This is a genomic window from Streptomyces sp. NPDC051243, assembly GCF_044455405.1.
GTDB lineage: Bacteria > Actinomycetota > Actinomycetes > Streptomycetales > Streptomycetaceae > Streptomyces.
In genome coordinates this window covers 96753-121906 of the sequence record NZ_JBITES010000015.1, presented here as the reverse complement: position 1 = coordinate 121906, position 25154 = coordinate 96753, and the positions used below count along the sequence as shown (strand labels likewise).

Here is a 25154-nt window from a genome sequence, read left to right as displayed (position 1 = left end):
TTACCTCGGGTCGTGGATCATCGGCAGGGTCAGACTGCGCACCGTACTGCCGACCCGGCTGCGCAGTACAACCTCCCCGTTCTCACGGCGCAGTTGGACCGTCCGCTCCTCCGACCAGCCCGCGTAGCGGAACTCCCCGTTCTCGATGTGGATCAGCCGGATCGGCGACCCGCCCTCGTAGGTGAGGAGCAGGTGGTCGTCCTCGGCGCGCACCGTCGCGCCGCGCCGGGGCACGGCCGGGTCGAGGAACGCGCCGTCCTCCTCCTCCCAGTCGGTGAAGGTCTCCGGCACCTCGAAGGCGCACTCCCACTCCTCGGGCGCACCGGGCAGCGGCGTGTTGGGCCGGTTGAGCACCGCGCCGCCGTCCAGCAGGAACTCCTTCCAGGAGTCCGGGAAGATCTCCGCCAGTTCCGGCACCATCAGGGTGTCGATCACCAGGTGGACCCGGGGCGTGGTGCCGTCGTTGCCGACCTGGTGGTTGCGGCTGAAGTCGCCGAACCAGAACTCGCCGGGCTGCCAGCGGTAGTCCTCGCCGTCCAGGTGCAGGACGGCGTCCGGGTTGGTGGTGACCGGCACGTGCAGCCGGGCCACGCCCCACGACGGGCCGTACTTCGTGTCGAAGTGCAGATGGCTGTGGGTGTCAGGGCCGAGCGCCATGTAGCGCACCGCGCGCAGCGGGGCCGGGATGGCGCTGAGCACCGCGCGGGCGTGCGGGGCGCGCTCCAGCCACGGCGTGTCGGCGAAGTCGACCGGTCCCGGACCACCGGGGTCGGTCCGTCCGCCGTCGCCGCCGGGGCTGCGCAGGGCCAGGCAGGTCCAGTCGACCTTCGACTCCCAGCCGATCTCGTCGCCGTAGACGCGCTGGCGCTGCCAGGCGTGCCGGCGCAGTTCCGCGAGTTCCCCGGCGAGGGCCTCGCCGTCGAATGTCGCGTTCAGCCGGGCCGTGGCCCCGGGCTGCTGGACGGTCGTCGTCACACCGCCTCCGTCTTCAGGTCGTCGGGGACGATCTCGTTGGCCGTCACCTGGTCGATGGTCTGGCGGGCGCGGATGAGGGTGAAGGAACCGTCCGGGCGGCGCAGCACCTCGGGCGCCTCCGGGTAGGAGTTGAAGTTCTTCATCGCCATGCTCGCGCAGTAGCCGCCGGCCCGTTCCACGACGAGGTAGTCACCGGGCTGCACGGCGCCCAGACGCACCGGGCTGAGCTCCTCCACGGAGCCGGGGCGGGTGGTGAGCACGTCACCGGCGATGCAGCAGTGGCCGGCGACATCGGTCAGCGGGCCCTCCGTGGGCAGTTCGCCCTCGCGGGTCACGGCCACCACCGGGTGCGGGGAGCCGTAGTAGGAGGGCCGCAGGATCTCGGTGAGACCGGCGTTGATCTTCACGAAGCGGCGGCCCTCGTCACCGGTGGTCACCACGTCGATGACCCGGGCGACGATCGACCCGGCGTTGGCGACGAGGAAGGTACCGGGCTCCATCTCCATGTGCAGCTCGCGGCCGGTCGCCTCGGCGAACTCACGCAGGTCGGTGCTGAGTTCCTCGGCCCACTCGGAGTGGTCGTAGACCGGGTCGTCCGCCATCACGGTCAGGCGGTAGCCGCCGCCGAGGTTGACGGTGGCCACGTCCGCGAAGTCCTTGGCGATCTCCAGGATCCGCCGGGCGGCCGGCAGCAGGACGTCGGCGTGGTGGCCGGAGCCGATGTGCACATGGAGCCGGACGACCGTGAGGTCGTAGCGCTCGGCGATGGCCTTCACCTCGGCGACCTGCTCGTGCCAGATGCCGAAGCTGGAGTTCGGGCCGCCCGAGGTCAGTCGGCGGACCAGGCCCGAGCCGAAGCCGGGGTTGATGCGCACCGACACCTCGGTGCCGGGGAAGGCCTCGCCGTACTCGGTGAGCTGCTGGAGGGAGCCCGCGTCGAACTTCAGGCCCTGTCGGATGAGTTCGGGCAGCTCGGGCGCGCCGAAGTCGGCCTCCTGCGCGGTCATCAGGATCTTCTCCGGCGCCACACCGGCCCGGACGGCGCGGATGACCTCCCACACCGAGCTGGCGTCGAAGTGGACGCCCATGCTGTCGAAGATCCGGATCACGGCCGCGCTGGGCGAGGCCTTGAGCGAGTAGCGCACGGTGTGCCCGAAGGCGCTGGGGAGTTGCTGGAGGAGGGCGACCCCGTCGCGCATGCGCTGCTCGTCGTAGACGAAGACAGGGGTGCCGAAGGTCTCGGCGACGTGGCGGACCTCGGCCGGGGAGAGGAACTTCAGCTGTTCCAGTGCGGGGCCGGACGGCGAGGCGGTCTGGGCGGACATCAGGCGTGCTTCCTTTCGTGGGGTCCGTCGGTCACCGGGTCATGCAGTTCTCGGACTGGTCCTGGTAGGTGATCCGCCCGGTGAAGACGTCCTTGTAGAAGGACCAGTAGGACGGGGCGACCGCCTCGATACGGCCCTCGATCACCTGGTGCAGGGCCCGCACGTTGACCATGGGAACGCCCTGGTGGAAGTGGTGCGCGGTGTGCACGTCGTTGCCGTTGGTGTACCACTTGGCGAACCAACCCGCCTCGATGGTGCGGGTGTTGGACAGCACGTTGGGGTCGGTCTGGGTGTTCAGACCGTAGTGCTCCGGCATCTCGATCAGGAAGTGCGCGGGCTCGGCGAAGAGCAGCGTGGGCAGCACCCAGACCCAGACCAGGTACAGGTCACGAGCGAGCACCGAGTAGACGATCGCCGCGACGATCAGCACCGTGAACAGCAGGTACTCGGTGCGGATCTTCTTCGCCGCGACGGTCTTGGTGACGGTCGGGTTGGTGCGGCCCAGCAGGGAGCGCCCGATGTCCTTGGCGACGTCGCCGTAGCGGCCGAGGTGGTAGGCGCCGCGCAGGAAGCCCGGTAGGGTGCCGAGGCCGTCGAAGCGGTAGTTGAAGAACTCCTGGTTCTGCGGCGTGCCCAGGTAGGCGTGGTGCCGCAGGTGGTCGTGCTTGTAGTGCCAGTACGAGCTGAGCATCGGCGCGCCGGCCAGCCAGCCGACGGCGCGGTTGAGCCAGCGGCGGTTGTAGGCGTGCTCGTGCAGGGTCTCGTGCTGGAGCTCCACGAGGTGCGCGTACATGAGCCCGTTGACCGGGACGGTGAGCGCGATGACCCACCAGGTCGGGCTGAGGGCGACCGCGGTCCAGGCGGCGGCGCAGATCGCCACGGCCAGAAGGAATTTCGCGGTGAAGACGGAAGGCTTCTTCACGAACATCGTCTTCGGCAGAGCCCGCCGTTCGTCCCTACCTCGGACCGGGGCGAGCAATACGTTGACGGAACCATCGAGATCGGGCTCGACTGCCTGGCTCACTTTCTTTCCTCCCTGTCGGCAACGGCGGTGATTGTGCAGTGGAGTATCGGAATTCGGCAAGGAAGAACCGTCGCCCACGGGAAATGGAAGACTCCGTTTCCCGGCCGCACTTGGCCGGATTCAAAGGGCTTGTCCGCGCGCGGTGAAGCGGCCCGGGCGGGCCGTTGCCGTGTCCCGCCAGCGGGACACGGCGGGCCGGACGCGGTTCCGGAAGGCCGTACGTCACCGCTGGTCAACTGCCCTGCAGGGAGGCGTCCTTGGGGGGTCGTGCGGTGGTACGCTCGCCGCCGCGATGACCGGCGAAACGCGCGGTCATCCATCGGTCCGGGTTTTTCCCGCACTTGGCGGAAGGTGAACGGTGAACCAGATGAACGGCGTATTCCTGCCACTCGTGACGCCGTTTCGGGACGGCGCCGTCGATCTGAATTCGCTGCGGCGCCTGATCGCGCACTACCGGCGTACGGGAATCGCCGGTCTCGTCATGCTGGGCACCACCGGGGAGAGCCCCACGGTGGAACCGGACGAACAGAGAGCGATCGTCGAGGAAACGCTCGACGCAGTGGCGGGTGAACTGCCCGTGTACGTCGGTGTCGGCGGGAATTCCACGAAACACGTGGCGCGCGCCCTCGCCGGGTACGAGTCCCTGGACGTGGCCGGCTACCTCGTCGTCACCCCCTACTACAACCGGCCCTCCGCCGACGGTCTGGCCGAGCACTTCAGGGCCGTCGCGGGGGAGACCGGCCGGACCGTCATCGCCTACAACGTGCCGTACCGCACAGGCGTCAACCTGCCCAACGACGTCCTTCTGGACCTGGCCGCGACGGTGCCGGGCATCCGGGCGGTCAAGGACGCCACCGGTGACCTCGGCCAGAGCCTCGACCTGCTGGAGCGTGCCCCGGCCGAACTGGCGGTCCTCACCGGCGAGGACCCGCTGTACTTCACCAGCCTGGCGAACGGCGCCGCGGGCGGCATCCTGGCCTCCGCCCACCTCGCGACCGAGACCTTCGTCGAGGTCGCCGACGCCGTCGCGGCCGAGCAACTGGTCAAGGCGCGCACGGCCTGGCGCGGGGTCAGCCGGCTGATCCCCGCGCTGTTCACCGAGGCCAACCCGATGCCCCTGAAGCACTGCCTGTGGCGGCTGGGACTGATCGACTCGCCCGAGTGCAGGCTGCCGTTGACCCGCGTCTCCGACGGGCTCGCCGCCCGGCTGGACGACCTGGTGGCCGGGCTGCCGGCGATCCGCTAGCCAGAAATGCGGCGCATCGGCACCGCCTCATTCGAATCGCGCACGGAATTGACGGAAGCGAATTCCGATCGTCGGTTGCCCCGGCAAAGGGCGTTCCCTAACATGCCAGCCGTGAGCGACCTTGAGATAATTTTCGAGCATCACATATGGGCCACCCGAACTCTTATCGAGCACTGTCGGAAACTGACTCCGGAACAACTCGCCCTGACCACCCCGGGAACGTACGGCGCGATCGTCCCGACGATCACGCACATCATCGCGGAGGACCAGCGCCTGCTGCGGCGGCTGACCGGCGAGCCGGCCGGGACCGAGGTGACGGAGGACGGCTCCTTCACCCTGGAGGAGCTGCACGCCGTCTGGGAGCGGCAGGCCGAACGCTGGCGCGCGGTCCTCGCCCAGGGCGAGGAACTCGACGTCACCCTGCCCGCGAGGGACCCCTGGCCGCCCGTCCCCGGGGCGCGCCCGCTGGTGCTGCTGGAGGCGATCCAGCACGGCAACGACCACCGCACGCACGTGTGCTCGGTGCTCGGCGCGCACGGACTGCCCATCGAGTTCCTGTGCGGCTGGGCGTTCTGGCGCTCCACCGGCAGGGTGGCCGCGGCCCCCTCACCGACCGCGTGACGGCCCCCCACGAAGCGTCCGGAGCCGCCCTGTTCCGCGAGGTCCTGGGCCACTTCTGCACCGGCGTAGTCGTCGTGGCCGGGTGCGGACCCGACGGGCCCGCCGGCCTGACCTGCCAGTCCTTCGGCTCACTCTCCCTCGACCCGCCGCTGGTGATGTTCGGCGTGGCCCGCACCTCCACCAGCTGGCCCCTGATCCGGCACACCGGCTCCATCTGCGTCAACGTCCTCGCCGAGGACCAGCGGGAGGTGAGCGCGCGCATGGCGCGCTCCGGCGCCGACAAGTTCGCGGGCATCGACTGGGAGCCGACCCCGCTGGGCGCTCCGCGGCTGCGCGGCGCACTCGCCTGGCTCGACTGCACGCTGCACGCGGAGTACCCCGGCGGCGATCACACCGTCGTCGTCGCGCGGGTGCACCGGTCGGCCGTCGCCTCCGAGGCGCCGCCCCTTCTCTATTACCGGGGAAGCTACGCCGCCCTGAATTCCGGGCGGTCCCGGAAACTCCGCCTGGCGTGAGCCGCTGACCTGGTGTAAGGAGAGTCATCACGGTGGAAAGGCAGGATGCCCGGCAATCCGTGCCCGAAGAAAAACCGGCCGCAGACACGACCGTAGAAACGACCGCAGAAACGACCGCAGAAACGGCCGCAGACACGACCGTAGAAACGACCGCAGAACCGATCTCAAAGGCAGCCGCAAAACAGCCCTCAAGGGCGACCGCGCCCGCAGAGGGCGAGGAATCCGCGGCCGCATGCGAATTCCCCTCGCTGCCCGCGGCCTTCCGCGCCGTGGCCCGGCGCCGGCCGCACGCGACGGCCCTGCGGGACGGCGGCACGAGCCTCACCTACGGCGAACTCGACGCCGCGTCCGACCGGACAGCGGCGGCCCTGCGGGCGCGCGGAGTCGCCCACGGGACCCTCGTCGGCGTCGCCGTCGACCGGACGTGGCAGACCCCGGTGCATCTGCTCGGGGTTCTGAAGGCGGGCTGCGCCTACGTCCCCCTGGACCCGCTCTACCCGACGGCACGCCTGCGCCAGGTGAGCGAGGACTGCGGCCTCACACTCGTCCTCGGCGCCCCGGAGACGGCACGCGCTTGCGGACTGGAGGCCTTGACCGTCCCGGAAGTCGTCGACGCAAGAAGGCCGAAGCCGGTCGACCTCGCCGAGGCGCCGCACGCCGCCCCGCCGCCCGAGCACATCGCGCCCGGTGACCCCGCCTACGTCATCCACACCTCCGGCTCGACGGGCCGGCCCAAGGGCTGTCTCGTCAGTCATGGCAACGTGCTCGCGCTGACGCGTGGCGCCCTGCCCCTGTTCGACTGCGGGCCCGACGACCGCTGGAGCCTCTTCCACTCCGCGTGCTTCGACTTCTCCGTGTGGGAGCTGTGGGGCGCCCTGCTGACCGGCGGCACCGCGGTGTGCGTACCGGCGGAGACCGCGCGGGCGCCGGAGGACTTCCTCGACCTGCTCGAACGGGAACGCGTCACCGTCCTCAGCCAGGTCCCCTCGGCCTTCCGCGCCCTCGCCCGGATGACGTCGGCCGAGCCCCGCCGACTCGCCCTGCGCTACGTCGTGTTCGGCGGTGAGCGCCTCGACCTCGACGTGGCCGCCGAGTTCGCACAGGCGACCGCGCCCCGACCGCCGGTCATGGTGAACATGTACGGCATCACCGAGGCCACCGTGCACTCCACCGCCAAGTTCCTGAGCGAGGCGGACCTGGCGGGCCGGGGCGGCGCCCCGCTGGGCACGCCCCTGCCACACGTCGAGATCAGCCTGCGCGACGCGGACCTGGAGCCGGTGCCGGACGGCGAGGTCGGCGAGATCTGGATCGCGGGAGCCGGAGTCGCCCTCGGCTACCTCAACCGGCCCGAGCTGACCGCGGAGCGCTTCCGCACCCTCGACACCGAGGCCGGCCCGCGGCGCTTCTACCGCACCGGCGACCTCGCCCGCCGCACGGAGTCGGGCGAACTGGAGTACCTCGGACGCAATGACCAGCAGGTGAAGGTGCGCGGCTTCCGTATCGAGCCCGGCGAGATCGAGGCCGCGCTGCGCGACCATCCGGACGTGCGCGACGCGGCGGTCGGCGTCGGGGAAACCCGCGGCGGGGCAGCCCTGTTCGCATGTGTCGTGCACCGCGGCACGGAACCGGACCGGCCCGTACTGCGCCGCCACCTGAGCGACCGGCTGCCCGCGCACATGGTGCCCCGGCGCTTCGCGTTCGTCGACGCGCTGCCGCTGACCGCCTCCGGCAAGCTCGACCGGCAGGCCCTGCACGCCCTCGCCGAACGCGGCGGTGACCCGCGCCCGTGAAACTCCCGCACCGCATCCAGGGCCGCCTCCGGCCGCACCACGGGCTGGTCGCCGGGGCACTCCTGACCGCCCTCGGACAGGGCGCCTACTCGGCCGCAGGCATCATCTACTTCACCCGTGTCCTCGGGCTCTCCGTGGGCCAGTTGGGGGTGATCCTGTCGCTCTCGGGCGCCGTCGGCTTCCTCGCGACGGTGCCGCTCGGCCAGCTCGTCGACCGGATCGGGGCCCGGCGCACCGCCATGGGCCTCCAACTGGCCAAGGCCGCCCTGGTACTGCTGCTCGCAGCCGCCCAGTCGTTCTGGCACCTGCTGATCCTGGTCGCTCTGCTGGGCGCCGCCACCCGCGGCGGCCAGACCGCCTGGCAGGCCCTGGTCGCGGACGTCGTCGGACCCGAACAGCGCGTTCGCGTCACGGCGTTGACCCGCAGCGCCTTCAACATCGGCGTCTCGGTGGGCGTGCTGATCGCCGCGCCGGTGATCGCCCTCACCGACCGCGGCCCCTTCGTCGCCATGCTGATCGGCGTCGGCCTGTGCTACCTGATGGTGTCCCAGGTGACCGTCCGGCTGCCCGTGCCGCACCAGAGCGTGCGCGCCGACCTCGCCGAACGACCCCCGCGACCGGGCGCCGGACTGGTCCTCCTCGGCTTCGTGACCGGCTTCCTGGGACTGCACATCACCATCCTCGAAGTGGCGATCCCGCTGTGGGTACTGGAGGAGACCGACGTCCCCAAGTCCGTCGTCTCCCTGCTGCTGTTCGCCAACACGGTGCTCGTCGTCGCGCTCCAGGTCCCGCTCAGCCGCTGGTCGGACACGGTGCGCGGAGCCACCCGCGCGCTGGCCGGGTCGGGTGCCGTCGTCGCCGCGTGCTGCGCGGTGTTCGCGAGCACGCACGACCGCGGCGGCTGGGCCGCGATCGCCCTGCTGCTGGCGGCAACCGCCCTGCTGACGGTGGGGGAGATCTTCCAGTCGGCGGGCAGCTGGGGGCTGTCCTTCGAACTCGCGCCCGTCGGCGGGCGCGGCGGCCACCTCGGCGCCTTCTCGCTCGGCTCCGCGCTCCAGGACGTGGTGGGCCCGGCCCTGGTGACCTTCGTCGTCGTCCAGCAGGCGCCGCACGGCTGGTGGCTGATGGCCGCGGCGCTCCTCGCGGCGGGCGCCCTGGTCCCCCCGCTGGCGGCGGTCGCCCACCGGCACCTGCTCGCGACCACCGCCGCCCCGCCCGCCGTACCCACGGCTCAGAACACCCACGAAGGGGGCAAGACCGTATGACCGCCCGGCCCACAACGGTCCAGGAGACCGAGGACGCCCTGCGCGAGCTGTGGGGGAGGCTGCTGGACACCGAGGTCCTGCCCACGGACGACTTCTTCCAGCTCGGCGGGGACTCGCTGCTGGTCGTCGACGTGGTCGTCGAGGCCCGCGCACTCGGCCTGGACCTGAAGACCTCCGCGGTCTTCAAGCACCCCACCCCCGCCGGCCTCGCCCGCTTCCTCACCGGTGCCGCCGAGGCGGCGGCGACCGGCCCCGGCACGGCACCCCGGGCGCCCGAGGCGCTCTTCCTCAGCGCCGACGAGCTGCGCCGTACCCACGGCAGCACCTGGGCGCCGGACGCCCCGCGCTGTCTGTTCCCGCTCGCACCGGAAGGGCACGGCGAGCCGCTGTTCATCGTCCACTGGGGCAACGACGCGGGATTCGTCTGGAAGTCGACCGGGGCCTGGGCCGCCGGACGCCCGGTGTACGGGTTCGAGGCACCCGGTTTCCGCGGCGCGATCCGCCCGCTGACCACCGTCGAGGAGGTGGCCGAGCGCTATCTCACGGAACTGCTCCGGGCACAGCCGGAAGGCCCCTACCACCTGGCCGGACACTGCTTCGGCGCGGTCGTCGCCTACGAACTGTCGCGCAGGCTCCGGGCCCGGGGCGAGGAGGTCGCGCTCCTCGCCATGGTCAAGCCGTCCGCGCTGGAACGCTTCGTCAGCTACGGCTGGGGCCTGGACGACATCACCCGCTACCGCCTGGAGTCCCTCGCGGCCACCTTCGGCCTGACGGGCGACGAGAGCCTGCGGGAGGTGTACGAGCGGATGCGCGCCGACGAGTGGTACGACGACCGCCTCGGCCCCGCCGACCTGCCCCGCCTCCAGGTCCAGTGGGCGGCCATCGCCCTGGCCCTGCACCAGTACGAGCCCCGTCCCTACGACGGACCCGTCCTGCTCTTCCAGGACGTCCGGGACCGCGCCGACACCGAACGGAACTGGCTTTCCGTCCTGCCGGACTGCGAGACGCACTGGTTCGACCTCGGCACCGACCATCCGCGGCCCCTGCTCGGCCATCCCGACGTCGCCGCCCGCATCATCGAGCGGCACGCGCCGTGACCCCCCGGCACCAGGGCGGTGGCGGTGCGGACGCCGAGGCCGGCGAGGCGGCGGGCGGGGGCCGTGAACCGCTCGGACTCCGGGCGGCGCCATGACCCTCGCCGTGGTCTTCGAGCAGGCCGCCGCCACCGCCGGCGAACTGCTCACCTCGCTGGAGCCGTACCGGGACGTCGTGTTCGCGCTCGCCGAGGACGACCCGTACGCCCGGCGCTTCGAGCCCCTGCTGAGCACCGCCGGAACGATCCTCACCCTCTGCGGCGACACCGCCACCGACGCCGGCCGCCTCCGGGCGGCCGGGGTGCGGGGCATCATGCCGATCGGCGACCGGGGCGTGGCCCTGGCCACCGGACCGGCGGCGGAACTGGGACTGCCGTTCCACTCCCCGCGCACCGCAGGGGCGTTGACGGACAAGCACACCCAGCGGACCCTGCTCGACCGGGCCGGAGTGGGAGGCGCCGGCCACCGGCTGCTGCGGACCCCCGCCGACTGGGACGCCGCCGTACGGGCGCTGTCCCTGCCGCTGGTCGTCAAGCCCAGCCGGGGCAGGGGCAGCCGTAACACCCGGCTCGTACGCGACGCGGAGGAGGGCCGGGCGCTGGTGACCCGGCTGCTCGACGGCCCCGAGGCCGCGCTGGTGGCCGAGGAGTACCTCGCCGGCGCCCGCACCCGCCCCTTCGGCGACTACGTGTCGGTGGAGTCGGTGTGCCGGGGCTCGTCCGTACGGCACCTCGGCGTCACCGGAAAGCTCCCGCTGGCGCCCCCGTTCCGGGAGACCGGGCAGTTCCTGCCCGCCGCCCTGCCGGACGGGACCCTCAGAGAGGTCGAGGAGCTGGCCGAGGCGGCGCTGCGCGCACTGGACGTACGGCACGGCGTCACCCACACGGAGATCAAACTGACCGACCGCGGGCCGAGGATCATCGAGGTCAACGGGCGGCTCGGCGGCAACCTCGTCGACCTCTACCGGCGCGGCCACGGCCTGGACCTGCTCCAGGTGGCCGCCCGGGCGGCGCTCGGCGAGCCGCTCCCTCCCCCGGAGCGCCCGGCAGCGGGGCGAACGGTCTTCCAGTACTACAGCCAACCCCCGCTGGACGCACGCCGGTTGACCCGCGTGGAGGGCGTACGCGCCTTTCTGCCGCGCGACCGCATCGACTCCTACAGCCAGTTCGTACGGCCGGGCAGCGAACTCCCCGACGACCTGCGGTCGGTGTTCCTGGACCGGATCGCGGGCACCGCGGACTCCCCGCACGAGGTGGACGCCGTCCTCGCCGCCTGCCTGCCGGAACTGGAGTTCGCCTTCGCCGGGCCCGACGGGGAGACCGTCGTGGACGCGGCCACTCTCAGACAGCTCAACTCCCGGGCCGCCCGGGACGCGGAAGGGTGCGCACAGTGACCGACGTGAAACCGCCGAACACCGTCGCGGAGCACATCGCCGCGACCCTCGTGGCCGAGGGTGTGGACACCGTCTTCACGGTCCCCGGCGAGCAGATCGACCCGCTGATGGGCGCCGTCGCCGACGCGGGCCTGCGGATCGTGCCCGCGCGCCACGAACAGGGCGCGGCCTTCATGGCGTACGGCTATGCCCGCTCCACCGGCCGGATCGCCGTCCACGCCGTCATCTCCGGGCCGGGCGTGCTGCACTCCACCGCGGGGCTCGCCCTCGGCTACGCGGGCGACGCCCGCATGCTGTGCCTGGCCGGGCAGATCCCGACGGCCGCCCTCGGCCGCGGCCTCGGCGTGCCCCACGAGATCCCCGACCAGCTCGGCGTCCTGCGCGGCCTCACCGGCCGCGCGGACCGCATCACCGAGCCCCGTCGGGTCAACGCCGTCCTGGGCGCCGCCTTCCACCATCTGCACACCCGGCGGCCCCGGCCGGTCGCCGTGGAGATACCGGCCGACGTGCTGTCCGCCCCCGTCCCGGACTCCGAGCCGTGGACGGCGCCCGAGGCCGACCTCGCCCCCGACCCGGCCGCCGTCGACGCGGCACGGGACCTGCTCACCGGGGCCCGGACACCCCTGGTGGTCGTCGGCAGCGGAGCCCGGGCGGCGGCCGCCGAGGTCACCGCGCTCGCCGAACGCCTCAAGGCACCCGTCACCTCGGAGATGGGCGGAAGGGGCATCCCCGGCGACCACCACGAACTGGCCCTGTCCTACCCGGCCGCGCACCGGCTCTGGCCGCGGGTGGACGTGGTCCTGGCGGTCGGCACCCGGTTCATGCGGCCCCAGGCCGAATGGGGACTCGACGACCGGCTGAAGGTGATCCGCGTCGACCTCGACCCCGAGGAGATCAAGCGGGTGGCCGCACCGGAGGTCGCCCTCGTCGCCGACGCGGGACAGGCCCTCAGGGCGCTGCTCGACGGCCTGCCGGACGTGCCGGAACGGGAGGCCTGGCTGTCCGAGGCGCGCCGCGCCCGCGACGAGATCGACCGTGAACTCGCCCGGCTCGTACCGCAGATGGACTTCCTCCGCGCCCTTCGCGCGAGCCTGCCCGAGGACGGCTTCTTCGTCGACGAGCTGACCCAGGTCGGCTACACCGCCCGCGTCGGCCTCCCCGTCCCGCGCCCCTACGCCTACATCCCGGCCACCTACCAGGGCGGACTCGGCTACGGCTTCGCCACCGCCCTGGGTGTGCAGGTGGCCCACCCCGGGCGGGCGGTGCTCTCCGTCTCCGGCGACGGCGGGTTCCTCTACACCGGCAGCGAACTGGCCACCGCCGTCCAGCACCGGATCCCGGTCGTCGCCGTCGTCTTCAACGACAACTGCTATGCCAACATCGCGCGTTCGCAGCGCGCCCTGCTGGGCCGCACCATCGCCACCGAGCTGCACAACCCCGACTTCGTGGCCTACGCCGAGTCCTTCGGCGCCCGCGGCGTACGCGCCGACGGCCCCCGGGAACTGGCCGACCGCGTCACCGAGGCGCTCCGGCACCGGGAGGTCCCGACCGTGATCGAGGTCCCGGTCGGCGAGATGCCGAGCCCCTGGTCACTGATCCGCCTGCCCAGGGTGCGCTGAACGTGTCCGCGCGCGCCGGGCCCGACCCGGACCGCCCGCACCCGCCCGGCCTGCCCAGCAGCGCAGCACCCGCCCGCCCGGCAGGTGCCGAACCCGCCCGCCGCCTGTCCCGCCCGCCTGCGCGGAAACCACCCGCACCCCGCCCCACCCCGCCGCCAAGGAGACGCCCCTCCCATGACCCCGACCGACCGGCCCACCACCACCCCGCCCTTCCGCGCGGCCCTGTCCCGGATGCGCACCCAGCGCATCGTCGCGGTGAACCGGGTCTGCCAGGACCACCCGGGCGCCATCAGCCTGTGCTTCGGCGAGTCGGACCTGCCCACCCCCGCCGTCGTGCGCGCGGCGGCCGCGGCGGCCATGGAGGCCGGACACACGCGCTACGCGGACCGCCGCGGTATCGCGCCGCTGCGCGAGGCGATCCACGCCTACCACCGGCGCACCCACGGCATCGACCTGGACCCCGAGCGGATCAGCGCCACCTCCTCCGGCATGACGTCGATCATGATCGCGCTCCAGTGTCTGGTCGAACCCGGCGACAACGTCGTGGTCGTCACGCCGGTCTGGCCCAACGTGACCATCGCCGTGGAGTCCATGGGCGCCGAGGCCCGGTTCGTCGGACTCGACGCCGGACCCGAGGGCTTCACGCTCGACCTCGAACGCGTCGACGCCGCCTGCGACGAGCGCACCCGCGCCGTCTTCCTGGCCTCGCCGGGCAACCCCACCGGCTGGACGACGACCTCCGCCCAGCAGCGCGAACTGCTGGAACTCGCCCGCCGCAGGGGCATCTGGGTCATCGCCGACGAGGTGTACAACCGGCTCGTCTACGACGGCTCGGTGGCCACCCCCTCCTTCCTGGAGGTGGCCCGGGACGACGACGCCCTGTTCGTCGTGCAGAGCTTCTCCAAGACGTGGTCGATGACGGGCTGGCGGCTGGGCTGGCTGGTGCACCCGGCCGCGCTGGCCCACCAGGTCGGCAACCTCAGCGCGGTGAACAGCACCGGCTCGGCCACCTTCGTGCAGCACGCCGGCGTCGCCGCGATCCACGAGGGCGAGCCGTTCGTCGAGGAGCTGCGCGCCCGCTGCGCCGCGGGCCGGGACCTGGTCGCGGACGCCTTCAAGGGCAACGACCGCATCACCGCCCCGATGCCCCCGGCGGCCTTCTACTCCTTCTTCCGGATCGACGGGGTGGACGACGACCTGGAGTTCGCCAAGCGGCTCGTCGCCCGCGCCGGTGTCGGCCTGGCCCCGGGGACCGCGTTCGGCCCCGGCTACGAGGGCTACTTCCGGATCTGCTTCGCCCAGTCGCCCGAGCGGCTCACGGAGGCGCTGGACCGGCTCGTCGCGGCCGTATAGGGGCCGAAGAAAAGGCCGGTGAGGGGATATGACATCCCGTCACCGGCCTCGGTCAGCCGCGTCACCGGCCTCGGTCAGCCGCGTCACCGGCCTCGGTCAGCCACGCAGATGGTGCGGGCTGCACGGCACCTCGTCGACCGGCTCGGGCGCCGGGCGCAGCGGGCCGTTGATGATGTCGGCCGCCAGGGCCGGCAGGTCGAGCACCTGGCCGCCCAGGATCACGGCCGCCGGATCGCCCAGGGAGGAGAGGTCCCGGAGCGGATCGGCGTCCACCAGCAGCAGGTCGGCCCGCTGCCCCGGCGCCACGGTGCCGCGGTCGTCGGCGAAGCCCCAGGCCGCGGCCGCGTCGCTGGTCGCCATCCGCAGCGCCCGCGCCGGGCTCAGCCCGGCCTCGGTGTAGAGGGACAGCTCGCGCAGCAGGGAGTCGCCGGGGAAGGTGTACCAGGTCCCGGCGTCCGAGCCCGCCACCACCGCCACGCCCTCCTCCACCATGTGCGCGAGCGCCTTGAGCGACTTCTCGAAGGCCTCGCGGTACAGCGGCAGTTGGCCGTTGATCTCGTACAGGCTGCGCCGGGTGGCGAGGTACCGGGCGACCACCTCGGGCGGGGAGGCGGCGGGCAGCGCGATCCGCCGGCGCTCCAGCGAGCGGGCCTCGTAGGAGGCGAGCGTCGGGATCACCACGATGCCCCGCTCGACCAGTCGCGGGACGAGCCCGTCGGGCACGTCGTCCACGATGCCGTGGCCGATGATGTCGGCGCCCATCTCCACGGCGTCCAGCGCGTGCGCCCCGGAAGCCACGTGGACGGCGGCCCGGAAGCCCCGTTCGTGCGCCGACCGGATCAGTTCGCCGAGCAGTTCCTTGGTGAGATTGGGCAGGGTGCCGAACACGTCGTCGTAGACGATCTTCACGAAGTCGGGGCGCACCGCGGTGATGTGGTCCAGCTCCCGGTCGACGTCGTCGCGGGTGACCACCGAGGCGGCCGCGTCGCCGACGGAGCAGTCGCAGAAGCCGCCGGGCGCGTTCAGGCAGCTGTACGAGGTCAGCATCCGGGGGCCGAGGAAGCGGCCCGTGTTGACGTCGTCGCGCACGGTCTCCGGGGACGAGCCGGGGAAGTCGCCGCCCACGGTGAAGAAGTCGACCACGCCGGTCACCCCGTGCAGCAGGTACTGCTTGAGCGTGCGGGTGAAGTCCGGCCGTACGTCCAGGAATCCGTTGAACGCGATGTGCACGTGCGAGTCGGTCAGGCCCGGCAGCAGGTACTTGCCGCGGCCGTCGAGACGCCGCCCGGCGGTGGTGGCGGACGGCTGGTGGGGGCGTACGGCCGTGATGGTGCCGTCGGCGCCGACGAGGACGTCCCGCGCGGGCAGGAGGGTGCCGGTGACGACGTCCACGACGGACGTGTTCTCGATGATCAGTGCCGGGTTCACGGGCGGACCAGCTCCTCGGTGTCGATGCCGGACCACTCGGAGCCCGGGCTGCCGTGCGCACGGCGGATCTCGGAAACCCGGGCGCGGACCTCGTCCACGGCGGCGCCGTCGCGCAGGACGGCCGCGGTCAGCCCGGCGAGCTCCGCCATCACCTCCGGCCCCATGCCGAGGGTGGTCACGGCCGGGGTGCCGAACCGCAGTCCGCTGGGGGTGCGGGGCGGACGGGGGTCGTTCGGGACCTGGTTGCCGTTGGCGAGGATGCCCGCCGCGGCCAGCCGACGGGCCGCCGCGTCGCCGGTCAGCCCGAAGGAGGTCACGTCGGCCAGGCAGGCGTGGTTGTCGGTACCACCGGTGACCAGGCCGAACCCCTCTTCGGCGAGGTGGCCGGCGAGACATCGGCTGTTGGTCAGGACGCGCCGGGTGTAGGCGGCGAACGACTCGGTGGCCGCCTCCCCGAGGGCCGCGGCCACGCCCGCCAGCACCCGCACGTTGGTCCCGCCCTGGCAGACGGGGTAGACGGCCCGGTCGACGGCCTTGGCCAGGCCCCGGCGGGCCAGGATCAACCCTGAGCGAGGACCGCGCAGCGTCTTGTACGTCGCGGCGGTCATGATGTCCGCGTACGGAGCCGGGCTCGGTATCGCCCCGCCCGCGACGAGCCCGGCCGTCTGGGAGATGTCCGCGACGAGCACCGCCCCCACCTCGTCGGCGATGGCCCGCAGCGCCGCGTAGTCCCACAGCCGAGGGTAGGAGGTGTCGCCGCAGAAGATCGCGCGCGGGCGCTCGGCGCGGGCCAGGGCGGCGACGGCGTCGTAGTCGAGCGTGTGCGCCGCCGCGTCGACCTCGTAGGCGACGACCCGGAACATGCGGCCCACCAGGTGCAGGGAACCGCCCGTGGTGTAGTGCCCGCCGGAGGCGGTCTGGAGGCCCAGCAGGGTGTCGCCGGGTTCGAGGACGGCGACGGCGGCGGCGAGGTTCGCCGAAGTGCCGCGGTAGGGCTGGACGTTGGCGTGATCGGCGCCGAACAGACGGCGGGCGCGCTCGACGGCCAGCTCCTCGATCGCGTCGGCCGTCTCCTGGCCCTCGTGGTAGCGGCGGCCCGGGTAGCCCTCGCAGTGGATCGCCTCCAGCGCCGGGTGCATGGCGGCCCGGACCGCGGGGCTGAGGTAGTTGGCGGCGGCGATCAGGTTGACGGTCGCCGACTGGCGCGCCAGCTCCGCCGCCACGTACCGGGCCGTGTCCGCGTCGTGCCAGGGGCGGTGCGGCAGGTCCTCGTACCAGGGCATCCCGTCGAGGGATTCCGGGTCGGCGGGCTGCTGGTCAGGGGAGGCGAGTGGCTTTCCCAAGTTCAGGCTCCTTGTCTCGTTGCTCGGCGGCTCGCCCGGCCGCACCCGGGTCAGAAGTAGCCGTTGGCGGGCAGGGCCGCGGAGTTGACCAGCAGGTCCCCGACGGCGATCGCCTTGTACGAGGCGGGGTTGTGCAGGGTGAGGGTCCGGATGTTGCGCCAGTGCCGGTCCAGGTTGCGGGCCCGGCTGGCCGCGGATGCGCCGCCCACGTCGAACAGGGCCGCCGCGGCGGCGAGTCCGACCTCGTCGGCGTGCACCTTGACCTGGGCCGCCGACAGCGAGGCCCGCGCGAACAGGTCGGGATCGGCGGCACCGGCCCGCTCGCTCGCGTACGCCGCGTCGATGTCGGCGGCGGCGGCCAGTACGAGGCTCTCCACCGCGTACGCCGTCGACGCGAGCCGTCCGACGGTGGCCAGCAGCACCGGATCCTCGGTCGGCGTGGCCGCGGGCGCGTGGTCGAAGGTGCGGGTGCGGCCGGCCAGCAGCTCACGGGCGTCGGTCACGACGGAACGCAGGATTCCGGCGATCAGCGCCTGCAAGTACAGCTGCATCAGCGGCACTTCGGAGGCCACCCGATGCCGGTCGGGGTCGGTCACCTGGACGATGTCGTCCTCGGTGACGAGGACGTCGGTGAACGAGGTCGTCCCGGTCCCGGTGCGGTGCTGGCCGATGCCGTCCCAGTCGTCCCGCACCGCCACGCCCGGCCGGTCCAGCGGCACGTTGATGCGGGCGATGCGCCGGTCGTCCAGGTGCGCCACCACCATCACCCAGTCGGCGAACGCCGTCCCCGTGCTGTAGTACTTGGCGCCGGTCAGCCGCCAGCCTTCCTCGCAGGGCAGCAGACGGGTCGCGTACTGGGCGGTGCCGAGGGCGCCGTCCCGTTCGCTGGTGGCGTTGCCGAAGACCTGGCCCGCGGCGATCGCCGAGGCCCACCGGTCCCGGACCGGGCCGGGCGGCAGCCGCCTGACCATCTGCGGCTGGAGGTAGTGGGAGCGCAGGATGTGCGCGACGATCGGGTCGGCCTCGGCGAGGTCCGTCACGAACGTCATGAGATCGACGACGGTGCCGCCGGGTCCGCCCAGGGACTCGTCCAGGGTCAGCGCGGTCAGCCCGCTCTTGCGGACCATCTCCAGCTGTTCGTGCGGATCGACGCACAGCCGTTCGCGCTCGGCCGCCCCGGCGGAGACCCGCGCCAACAGGTCGGCGTACTCGGGGAAGCGGGAGGCCGGATCGCTCATGTGTACTCCTTCGGATGTTCTTCGAACAGCTGAGGGGCCGCCATCAGACCGTGGGCCGGGTCAGCCGGTCGTAGAGCACCTGGGCCAGCGCGAAGTCGTCCTCGTCGTCGATGTCGACCATGCGGTTGCGGGCGTGGAACCAGTGCGGACGCGCGCCGATGGGGCCGAGGCCGACCGCGGCCGAGCGGCGCAGAAGCGACAGCGTGAAGCCCAACTCGTAGCGGACCGGCAGAAGTTGGGACGGAGTGTGCCAGGGTCCGAAGCCGAAGCCCATCGGCCGGTGGTCCGCGTCGAGGAGATAGCCGCGGAAGGGATAGACCACCACGAGGCAGTCGTGCTTCTCCCGCGCCCCGCGCCACTCGTCGAGGCAGGCGCCGAAGTCGTCGAAGAGGGGGTCGGTGACATGGACCCAGGCGATGTCGTCGTCGCCGGGAACCTGACGGCAGATCTCGCTGACGACATGGGCGTACGGAGTCTCGTTGCGGGCCAGACGCGGCTCGCGCGGCAGGAAGTTGATGCCCAGGCGCGCGGTGTGCTCGGCGACGGCCGGGTCCTCACTGCTGGCGAAGACATCCTCCGGCGGCAGATGGCGCAGCAGTTGGGCGACCTTGATGTCGAACAGGGACCGCCCTTCGTGGAACGGCCGGAAGTTCTTGCCCGGCACCCGGGTGGAGGAGTTCTTCGCCGGGATGACGGCCTTCACCGGCGCCCCCCTCCCACGACCGCCGGTACATCCGCGGCGGGCGCCGGCCGGGGGCCGGGCGACGCGTGAGCGCCGGTCACCACCCGCTTGAACGCCTCGGCGTAGGCGCAGCCCGCCGCCCCGCCCCCGGCCCGCATCCGGTCGGTCACCCAGGCGAGGTCCGCCTCCGGGTCCGCCGAGGCGGCGAACTGGCTGCGGTGGCACAGGATCGCCTCGATCTTGCGCCGGGCGTGCTCGCCGACGTCGACGTAGAGGTCGGTGTGCTCGTGGCCGGGCAGCCAGACCTCGTCCACCACATGCGGTTCCAGGCCGGCCGCCAGCAGTTCCGGGTACGCCCGCGGATTGCGCGCGTCCGGATACACCGCGGCGAGCGTCGCCTCACCGGCCGCGAGATGGTCGGGGTGGGACGCACCGATGGGAAAGACCAGCGAACGCAACGGCTGGTGCGCCAGGACCAGTTGCGGCCTGTGCAGACGGATCTGATGAGTCAGCGCCCGGCGCAGCGCGGGGCCGGCGGTCAGGGAGCCGTCGCGGAAGCCGAGGAAGATCACGTCCGCCACGCCCAGACGAGCGGCGGCGGCCCGCTGCTCGGCGTAGCGCATCGCTCTGAGCCGCTCGGCCGGCACCTCGCGGTCCTCGCTGCCCTGCGAGCCGTCGGTGCACACCACATAGGTGACATTCGTGCCCTCGGAGGCCAGCCGGCTCACCGTGGCACCGAAACTGAATTCCGCGTCATCGGGATGCGCCGCAATTACCAGGGCGCGTGGGAATTGACCGGGCAAAGGGAGAAGCGGGGCCTCGCTGCTGCGCTGCTCATTTCGCATGGCGGTCACCGTACAACGTCGTGTCGGCAACATTGCAGCCCCGTGTAATCGGTGCGGGCCGCAGAGAACAGCGGCGAATCCGTCCTCGCGCGGAATTGTGCGGGGACTTTCCTGGAGTCCGGCGCGGCGGGGCGGGGGATCGTATGTCCCGCCGGCGGGACACCAACACCACCCGCCACATGAGCCTCACAGTACCCATGGGCAAACCTTCGAGGCGGTCTTTACTTGCCCCGAGGGCAGTAGTGATCATGGGGCGGTGGTCGTGAAGCCGATACCAGGCAGGGGGAGCACCATGGACATCCGAGACGTCATGCGGGCCGTGGAGGACGGCGAGGGATTCGCCTTTCTCACCGTCGCGGAGCTGAATCGCGCCGCGGCCGGCCGTTCCTGCGAGGAGATTCTCGGGCTGCTGGAGAAGCTGGGCTGTCTGCATCTGCCCGCCGTGATTCCCACGGACCCGGACCGGCACATCCTTCTGTACCGGGCCCGGGGCGCGGTGGCGAGCATCCTCATGCTCCAGCACGAGATCGAGGCCCCGGGCCTCGGCGAGGAGGACCGGGAGGGACTGGCGGCCATGCTCGTGCTGGCGGCCAGGCAACTGGAGAAGGACGCGGCGGCCGGGCGGGCGCAGCGGGTGAGCCGCTGACCGGCAGTTCGCTCGTCAGCGGCGTCGCCGTCGTCACTGTCCGGCCCGCGTCGCGGCGGCACCGGCCACCGCCGCTCAAGCCGTCGCGTACCGCGTGAGGCGCCGGGCGACCGAAGCGGTACCGCGTGAGGCGCCGGGCGACCGAGCGGTCCGGTGAGGTTTCCGCTCGCGCCGCGCGGGACGGACGTCAGTTCCTCGGCGGTGGCCGCCGTGTGCGCGGATGCGTATCCGGCGGCCACCGCCCACCTTCGAGGTCGACGCCCGGGCCGGGTGACGGCCGGCCTTTCGTGGAGCCGTAGCAGCCGTCGTCCGGCACCACGTGGATCAGGGGCAGGAGGCCCTGTACGGGCATCCCCACGCTCCAGCCCGAGAAGGGCCCGTCCACTGCGGGAGGCGCGCGGACGAGCCGCCGCGGGGGGTCGGCAGTGGCTGTTCAGTCACGGCCCGCGTACCGCGTGAAGCGCCGGGCGACGGAGGCCAGGTCGTCGGTGATGCGGGGCGGCGGGGGAGTGGTGTCGGGTCGCACCATGCAGCGGACGAATACCGGTGCGGCGGGTCTGCCGCCTTCGTGGCGCAGGACGCGTGTCAGCTCCTCGGCGGTTTCCACCTCGTGCACCGTCGGGAATCCGGCAGACGTCGCCCACCCCGTGAGGTCGACCTCCGGGGCGGGTGACGTCTGGCCCCCGGTCGAGTCGTAGCACCCGTCGTCCAGCACCACGTGGATCAGCCCGAGATTCTTCGCGGCACCGGCGGACATCAGACCACCAGGGTTCATCAGCACGCTTCCATCGCCGTCGAGCACCAGCGTGGTGCGCCGGGTGGCGAGGGCGATGCCGATGCCCACGCTGGCCGCCAGCCCCATGGAGCCGGTCATGTAGAAGTGGTTCTCCCGCTCGCCCAGAGAGGCGCCGATCCGGGACGTGTACCCGGTGGTGAAAACGGTGGGTGCCTCGGGCAGGGCGCTCAGGGCCGCGGCGATCGCCGGAGTTTTCAGCAACGGCATTGCCTCACACACTCCACTCGAACTCGTCGGGACGGATCAGGAAGCAGAACGCGCGTTTCTCGACGGCGATCGCGTCGTAAGCGGACTTCATCTGTGTATGCGCCGTTTCCCCGCTGAGGTATTCGGATTCCACGCCCAGTCCGTCGAGGATCACGGGCGTGAGCCGGCCCATCGCCAGATTTTCCGTGGTCGTGTCCGGGCCCGTGCCGCGCATGCTGACGATCAGCAGCACCGGCAGGCCGTACGGCAGGGTCAGGGAGGCGAGGGCGTTCACGGACTGCCCGAACCCGGAGTTCTGCATCAGTACCACCGGGAGACCGCCGCTGAGGCTCACCCCGGCAGCCATACCCACGGCGCTGTCCTCGCGTGCGACCACGTGGTAATCCGGCCGCTGCGCCAGCAGGGAAAGCAAAGGCGCCAGCACTCCGCACGGAGTCGCAAAAAACGGGCCGAACCCGGTTGTGATCAGCGCGTCATGAACCTCGGCGGCAGAGCTCGCCGCTTTGGTGGAAACAGTCGCTTTCACTGTTCTTCTCATCCCTTGTGTCGGTAATCTCCCGATGTGATGGCTGGCGAGTGTACGTGAATCCAGGGCTGTGCCTTCCATCATTTATGGCAGTGACACTAGTCACACGACTTCCTCTTCGGCGAATCTAATCCGCCGGGCTAGTCTTCCTGTTGCGATCTTGAAACGGGCCGAAACATGGTTATCCGAGGAGAGGTACGTGCCAGCAGCAAACAGGCTTGATGTTGCCCTTTATCGACGGCTCGCAGAACACCCCGACCGCGTCGCTCTGATTGAAGACGGAGAGAAGGTCACAGGTAAAGACCTGCTCATTCGTGTGGTAAATTTATGTCAAAAGTTGCGGGACTCCGGTGTGCGGCCCGGCGATCGTGTTGCCGTCTACCTGAACCGTTCTTCCGAATTCGTCGTCGCCATTCTGGCTGTGGTTTTCGCGGGTGGATCGCACGTCGCGATCGACGTGGGCGATCCGCCGGAACGCACCCGCGGGATGCTCGAGGACTGTGACCCACGGCTGGTCGTCACCGACCGGGTGCTCAGCGGCCGCCTCGGCGCAGGACCCCGCCTGCCCGTCCTTCTCATGGAGGACTGCGCGCCTGCGTCGGACTCGATCGCCTGGGAGCCGGTAGCCGACCTGGAGGACGAACCGGCGGTCGTCATCTACACCTCCGGGTCCACTGGCGCTCCCAAGGCATCGCTCATCAGCCACCGGGCGGTGACCAGCCGTCTGAACGCCCTCCAGCGCTCCCACCGCCTCGGCCCGTCGGACCGGATGGTCCACCACACGGCGTGCAGCTTCGACATGTTCCTCATCGAGGTCTACTGGCCGCTCATGTTCGGCGCCACCGTGATCATCGCCGAGCACGGCCGCCAGCGTGAACCGGAGTATCTGGCCCGGCTCATGCGCGACGAGGGCGTGACAGTGCTCTACTGCGTGGTCTCCCTGCTCGACCTCTTCCTGCTGGCGCATGACGAGGACGTCCGTTTCGACGGCCTGCGCGCCGTACTGACCGGTGGTGAGCCGCTCAGCCCCGAGCTGGTCCGCCGCTTCCAGGCAAGGTCCACCGCCTCCCTGACCAATCTGTACGGCCCGAGCGAGTGCACCATCTACTGCACCGCTTGGGAGTGCCCGCGTGACCCCGCACCGGACACCGTGCTCATCGGCGACGCCATCGATGACACCGTGCTGTGGATCCTCGACGAGGACGGACGCCCGGTCCCCGACGGAGCCCCGGGCGAGCTGTACATCGGTGGCGCGGGACTCGCGATCGGCTACCTGAACCGGCCCGAGCTCACCAGGGAGCGGTTCGTCCCGGACCACCTCGGCGGGTCCGGCGGCCGGCTCTACCGCTCCGGCGACCTGGTGCAGCGGGAGCCGAGCGGCGACCTGAGGTTCCTGGGCCGCGTGGACCGCCAGGTCAAGATCCGCGGATACCGCATCGAGCTGGGCGAAATCGAGACCACCGCCATCCGCCACGGCGGCGCACAGCAGGCGGCGGCAACCGTCACCGGCAGCGGCGCCGACGCGCGTCTGACGGCATTCGTCGTCCTGCCCGGCGGGGCCGAGGCGATCGACCGGCTGCGCACCGCCCTGCGGGAGCGCCTCCCCGGCTACATGGTTCCCGCCATGCTGCGCACCGTCGACGCCCTTCCCCTGACCCAGAACGGCAAGATCGACCGCGACCTGCTCGCCAAGTGGGCGGCGCCCGAGACGATGACGTCCGCGCCCGCGGACGGATCCGCGGCGGCCGGACAGGGCCTGGAGGACACGATCACCGAGGTCTGGGGCCGCGTCCTCGCCGCCCCCGGCCTGGGCCCCGACGACGACTTCTTCGAGGCCGGGGGTGACTCCTTCAAGGCCGTCCGTGCGGTGAAGCAGCTCGAGGCGGTCCTCGGAATCCCCGTCTCCATGCGTGAGTTGCTGCGCAACCCGACCGTCACGGGGCTCGCCGCCGAGCTCGGCCGCCGCCTTGGCTGAGCCGTTCCGTCTCGCACCCGTCCGGCCCGCGTCACCCCACCGCGCCTTTTGAGTGTTTCAAGGAGAATCACCGTTGTACGGCCCATTGATACGGTCCTTCCGTGATCTGACCGAGCACGGATCCGACCTCCGCAGACCGGTCGTGACGCTGTTCAGCGGCGGGCTCGACAGCAGCTACCTGTTGCTCCGCCTCGTCCAGGCCGGAGCCTCCGACGTCCACGCGGTCAGCATCGACCTCGGCGGCGACGAGACCAGCGAGGAGAAGGCGCGCATCGCGGAGAAGATCGGCGTACGGTTCCACCACGTCGATGCCCGCTCGGAGTTCGCCGAACTCTACGTGCGTCCCGCCATCGCGGCACACGGCGTGTACCTGGACACCCACCCCGTCAGTTCCACCCTGAGCCGTCCCCTCCTCGCCAAGACCGTCATGGGGGTGGCAGAGGAGATCGGCGCCACGGGCGTCCTCCACACCGCCAATCGCTCCCAGAACTCGCTGCGCCGCATCAACGGAGCACTTGGCCTGCTGGGATTCCGCGGCACCTACGGCAGCCCATACGACCTCGACCCCGTGGACCGCGGCCGGAAGATGCACGAGCTGAAGGCTGCCGGCGTCGACGAGATGGCAACGCGCGCCGTCAGCAGCGACTCCAACCTGTGGTGCCGGGAGTTCGAGTCCGGACTGCTCGACGACCCCGAGGCACACGCCGTGCCCGAGGAGTTCTACCGCTGGAGCCGCCTGCGCGACGTGACCGCGTCGGACCACGTCGAGATCACCTTCGTCGCCGGGAACCCCGTGGCCGTCGACGGTGAGAAGCTCAAGCTGGAGGCGCTCATCGAGGCGCTCAACACCCGGGCAGGAGCCTTCGGGCTCGGCCGCTACAGCGGTCTGGAGCACCTGGCCGACGGCTCCAAGGTCCTGGAGATCCGCGAGATGCCGGCCGCCCGCCTGCTCCTCGCCTCGCGCCGTCACCTGGAGACCGCGGTCTTGGAAGCCGAGACCCTCCGGGAGAAGATCGGCGTCGAGCAGGTCTGGGTGCGCGAGGCGCTGGAGGGCCGCTGGTTCGGCGAACTGCGCCTGGCCTGCCAGGCGTTCGTCGACACGTGCCTGGAGCAGGTGAGCGGAACCGTCGGCTGGCGGCTGTCCGCCGGACAGGCGGAGACAACGTCCATCATCGCCGAGCACCCCCGCTACCTGCGCGACCGTGAGGCCTGGGAGCGCCGGTCGATCGCGGCTGAACTCCGGTGATC

At 71.6% G+C, this 25154-nt stretch carries 22 protein-coding genes; 12 read left to right on the top strand and 10 right to left on the bottom strand.

Annotation, left to right across the window (positions count from 1 at the left end):
- The 3 genes from ACIBAG_RS33690 to ACIBAG_RS33680 are packed head-to-tail and all read right to left on the bottom strand — an operon-like array spanning position 1 to position 3324.
- Positions 1-975: an aspartyl/asparaginyl beta-hydroxylase domain-containing protein gene (locus ACIBAG_RS33690; protein WP_399110400.1), complete on the bottom strand. Its 975-nt coding sequence runs from the start codon at positions 973-975 to the stop codon at positions 1-3.
- Positions 972-2300, bottom strand: coding sequence for a diaminopimelate decarboxylase (locus tag ACIBAG_RS33685; RefSeq protein ID WP_399110398.1), 1329 nt, complete (start codon positions 2298-2300; stop codon positions 972-974). The genes ACIBAG_RS33690 and ACIBAG_RS33685 overlap by 4 nt, the downstream gene beginning before the upstream one ends.
- A gap of 31 nt (positions 2301-2331) precedes the next feature.
- Positions 2332-3324, bottom strand: coding sequence for a fatty acid desaturase family protein (locus ACIBAG_RS33680; RefSeq protein WP_399110396.1), 993 nt, complete (start codon positions 3322-3324; stop codon positions 2332-2334).
- Positions 3325-3691: 367 nt separating this feature from the next.
- On the opposite strand from ACIBAG_RS33680, the gene dapA reads away from it, so the two are divergent.
- From dapA to ACIBAG_RS33635, 9 genes are all read left to right on the top strand, one after another.
- Entirely contained in the window at positions 3692-4570 is an 879-nt protein-coding gene (gene dapA, locus ACIBAG_RS33675) for a 4-hydroxy-tetrahydrodipicolinate synthase (RefSeq protein ID WP_399110394.1), read from the top strand.
- A gap of 111 nt (positions 4571-4681) precedes the next feature.
- Positions 4682-5191 carry a DinB family protein gene (locus ACIBAG_RS33670; RefSeq protein ID WP_399110393.1) on the top strand — a complete coding sequence of 170 codons (510 nt, stop codon included), beginning with the start codon at positions 4682-4684 and terminating at the stop codon, positions 5189-5191.
- Positions 5188-5706: a flavin reductase family protein gene (locus ACIBAG_RS33665; RefSeq protein ID WP_399110391.1), complete on the top strand. Its 519-nt coding sequence runs from the start codon at positions 5188-5190 to the stop codon at positions 5704-5706. Before ACIBAG_RS33670 ends, ACIBAG_RS33665 begins: the two co-directional genes overlap by 4 nt.
- Before the next feature lie 269 nt (positions 5707-5975).
- Complete coding sequence (locus ACIBAG_RS33660) at positions 5976-7496, top strand: amino acid adenylation domain-containing protein (RefSeq protein WP_399110389.1); 1521 nt, start codon at positions 5976-5978, stop codon at positions 7494-7496.
- Complete coding sequence (locus tag ACIBAG_RS33655; RefSeq protein ID WP_399110388.1) at positions 7493-8761, top strand: MFS transporter; 1269 nt, start codon at positions 7493-7495, stop codon at positions 8759-8761. The genes ACIBAG_RS33660 and ACIBAG_RS33655 overlap by 4 nt, the downstream gene beginning before the upstream one ends.
- Positions 8758-9858 carry a thioesterase domain-containing protein gene (locus ACIBAG_RS33650; protein WP_399110386.1) on the top strand — a complete coding sequence of 367 codons (1101 nt, stop codon included), beginning with the start codon at positions 8758-8760 and terminating at the stop codon, positions 9856-9858. Before ACIBAG_RS33655 ends, ACIBAG_RS33650 begins: the two co-directional genes overlap by 4 nt.
- Before the next feature lie 91 nt (positions 9859-9949).
- Positions 9950-11248 carry an acetyl-CoA carboxylase biotin carboxylase subunit family protein gene (locus ACIBAG_RS33645; RefSeq protein WP_399110384.1) on the top strand — a complete coding sequence of 433 codons (1299 nt, stop codon included), beginning with the start codon at positions 9950-9952 and terminating at the stop codon, positions 11246-11248.
- Complete coding sequence (locus tag ACIBAG_RS33640; protein WP_399110382.1) at positions 11245-12867, top strand: thiamine pyrophosphate-dependent enzyme; 1623 nt, start codon at positions 11245-11247, stop codon at positions 12865-12867. The genes ACIBAG_RS33645 and ACIBAG_RS33640 overlap by 4 nt, the downstream gene beginning before the upstream one ends.
- A gap of 174 nt (positions 12868-13041) precedes the next feature.
- Positions 13042-14220 (top strand): pyridoxal phosphate-dependent aminotransferase, encoded by a 1179-nt coding sequence (locus tag ACIBAG_RS33635; RefSeq protein WP_399110380.1) that lies wholly within the window; start codon positions 13042-13044, stop codon positions 14218-14220.
- Positions 14221-14316: 96 nt separating this feature from the next.
- On the opposite strand, the gene ACIBAG_RS33630 is transcribed toward ACIBAG_RS33635, so the two are convergent.
- From ACIBAG_RS33630 to ACIBAG_RS33610, 5 genes are read right to left on the bottom strand one after another with little or no spacing between them, the layout of a single operon-like run.
- The gene (locus tag ACIBAG_RS33630; protein ID WP_399110378.1) at positions 14317-15648 is read right to left on the bottom strand and encodes an amidohydrolase family protein; all 1332 of its coding nucleotides are present in this window, start codon (positions 15646-15648) and stop codon (positions 14317-14319) included.
- Positions 15645-16991: a serine hydroxymethyltransferase gene (gene glyA / locus ACIBAG_RS33625; protein ID WP_399110376.1), complete on the bottom strand. Its 1347-nt coding sequence runs from the start codon at positions 16989-16991 to the stop codon at positions 15645-15647. The genes ACIBAG_RS33630 and glyA overlap by 4 nt, the downstream gene beginning before the upstream one ends.
- Before the next feature lie 50 nt (positions 16992-17041).
- The gene (locus ACIBAG_RS33620; protein WP_399110374.1) at positions 17042-18229 is read right to left on the bottom strand and encodes an acyl-CoA dehydrogenase family protein; all 1188 of its coding nucleotides are present in this window, start codon (positions 18227-18229) and stop codon (positions 17042-17044) included.
- 43 nt (positions 18230-18272) lie between these two features.
- Positions 18273-18932: a hypothetical protein gene (locus tag ACIBAG_RS33615; protein WP_399110372.1), complete on the bottom strand. Its 660-nt coding sequence runs from the start codon at positions 18930-18932 to the stop codon at positions 18273-18275.
- Entirely contained in the window at positions 18929-19756 is an 828-nt protein-coding gene (locus ACIBAG_RS33610) for a PIG-L deacetylase family protein (RefSeq protein ID WP_399110370.1), read from the bottom strand. The genes ACIBAG_RS33615 and ACIBAG_RS33610 overlap by 4 nt, the downstream gene beginning before the upstream one ends.
- A 292-nt stretch (positions 19757-20048) precedes the next feature.
- On the opposite strand from ACIBAG_RS33610, the gene ACIBAG_RS33605 reads away from it, so the two are divergent.
- The gene (locus tag ACIBAG_RS33605; protein WP_399110368.1) at positions 20049-20402 is read left to right on the top strand and encodes a hypothetical protein; all 354 of its coding nucleotides are present in this window, start codon (positions 20049-20051) and stop codon (positions 20400-20402) included.
- Between the two features lie 433 nt (positions 20403-20835).
- On the opposite strand, the gene ACIBAG_RS33600 is transcribed toward ACIBAG_RS33605, so the two are convergent.
- Both ACIBAG_RS33600 and ACIBAG_RS33595 read right to left on the bottom strand, forming a co-directional pair.
- The gene (locus ACIBAG_RS33600; RefSeq protein ID WP_399110366.1) at positions 20836-21405 is read right to left on the bottom strand and encodes a thiamine pyrophosphate-dependent enzyme; all 570 of its coding nucleotides are present in this window, start codon (positions 21403-21405) and stop codon (positions 20836-20838) included.
- A gap of 4 nt (positions 21406-21409) precedes the next feature.
- On the bottom strand, positions 21410-21931 hold the full coding sequence (locus ACIBAG_RS33595) for a thiamine pyrophosphate-binding protein (protein ID WP_399110365.1): 522 nt from the start codon (positions 21929-21931) through the stop codon (positions 21410-21412).
- A 70-nt stretch (positions 21932-22001) separates the two neighbouring features.
- Between ACIBAG_RS33595 and ACIBAG_RS33590 the strand changes: the two genes are divergently transcribed.
- Positions 22002-23906, top strand: a complete 1905-nt coding sequence (locus ACIBAG_RS33590) for a non-ribosomal peptide synthetase (RefSeq protein ID WP_399110363.1) — start codon at positions 22002-22004, stop codon at positions 23904-23906.
- Between the two features lie 73 nt (positions 23907-23979).
- The gene (locus tag ACIBAG_RS33585; RefSeq protein WP_399110361.1) at positions 23980-25152 is read left to right on the top strand and encodes an argininosuccinate synthase-related protein; all 1173 of its coding nucleotides are present in this window, start codon (positions 23980-23982) and stop codon (positions 25150-25152) included.
- Positions 25153-25154 lie beyond the last annotated feature (2 nt).

Bases quoted from the DNA above. Each gene is read 5' to 3' on its own strand.
- ACIBAG_RS33685 (WP_399110398.1), bottom strand. From the start codon at position 2,300: ATGTCCGCCCAGACCGCCTCGCCGTCCGGCCCCGCACTGGAACAGCTG.
- dapA (WP_399110394.1), top strand. From the start codon at position 3,692: ATGAACGGCGTATTCCTGCCACTCGTGACGCCGTTTCGGGACGGCGCC.
- ACIBAG_RS33650 (WP_399110386.1), top strand. From the start codon at position 8,758: ATGACCGCCCGGCCCACAACGGTCCAGGAGACCGAGGACGCCCTGCGC.
- ACIBAG_RS33645 (WP_399110384.1), top strand. From the start codon at position 9,950: ATGACCCTCGCCGTGGTCTTCGAGCAGGCCGCCGCCACCGCCGGCGAA.
- ACIBAG_RS33635 (WP_399110380.1), top strand. From the start codon at position 13,042: ATGACCCCGACCGACCGGCCCACCACCACCCCGCCCTTCCGCGCGGCC.
- ACIBAG_RS33620 (WP_399110374.1), bottom strand. From the start codon at position 18,229: ATGAGCGATCCGGCCTCCCGCTTCCCCGAGTACGCCGACCTGTTGGCG.
- ACIBAG_RS33610 (WP_399110370.1), bottom strand. From the start codon at position 19,756: ATGCGAAATGAGCAGCGCAGCAGCGAGGCCCCGCTTCTCCCTTTGCCC.
- ACIBAG_RS33605 (WP_399110368.1), top strand. From the start codon at position 20,049: ATGGACATCCGAGACGTCATGCGGGCCGTGGAGGACGGCGAGGGATTC.
- ACIBAG_RS33600 (WP_399110366.1), bottom strand. From the start codon at position 21,405: ATGCCGTTGCTGAAAACTCCGGCGATCGCCGCGGCCCTGAGCGCCCTG.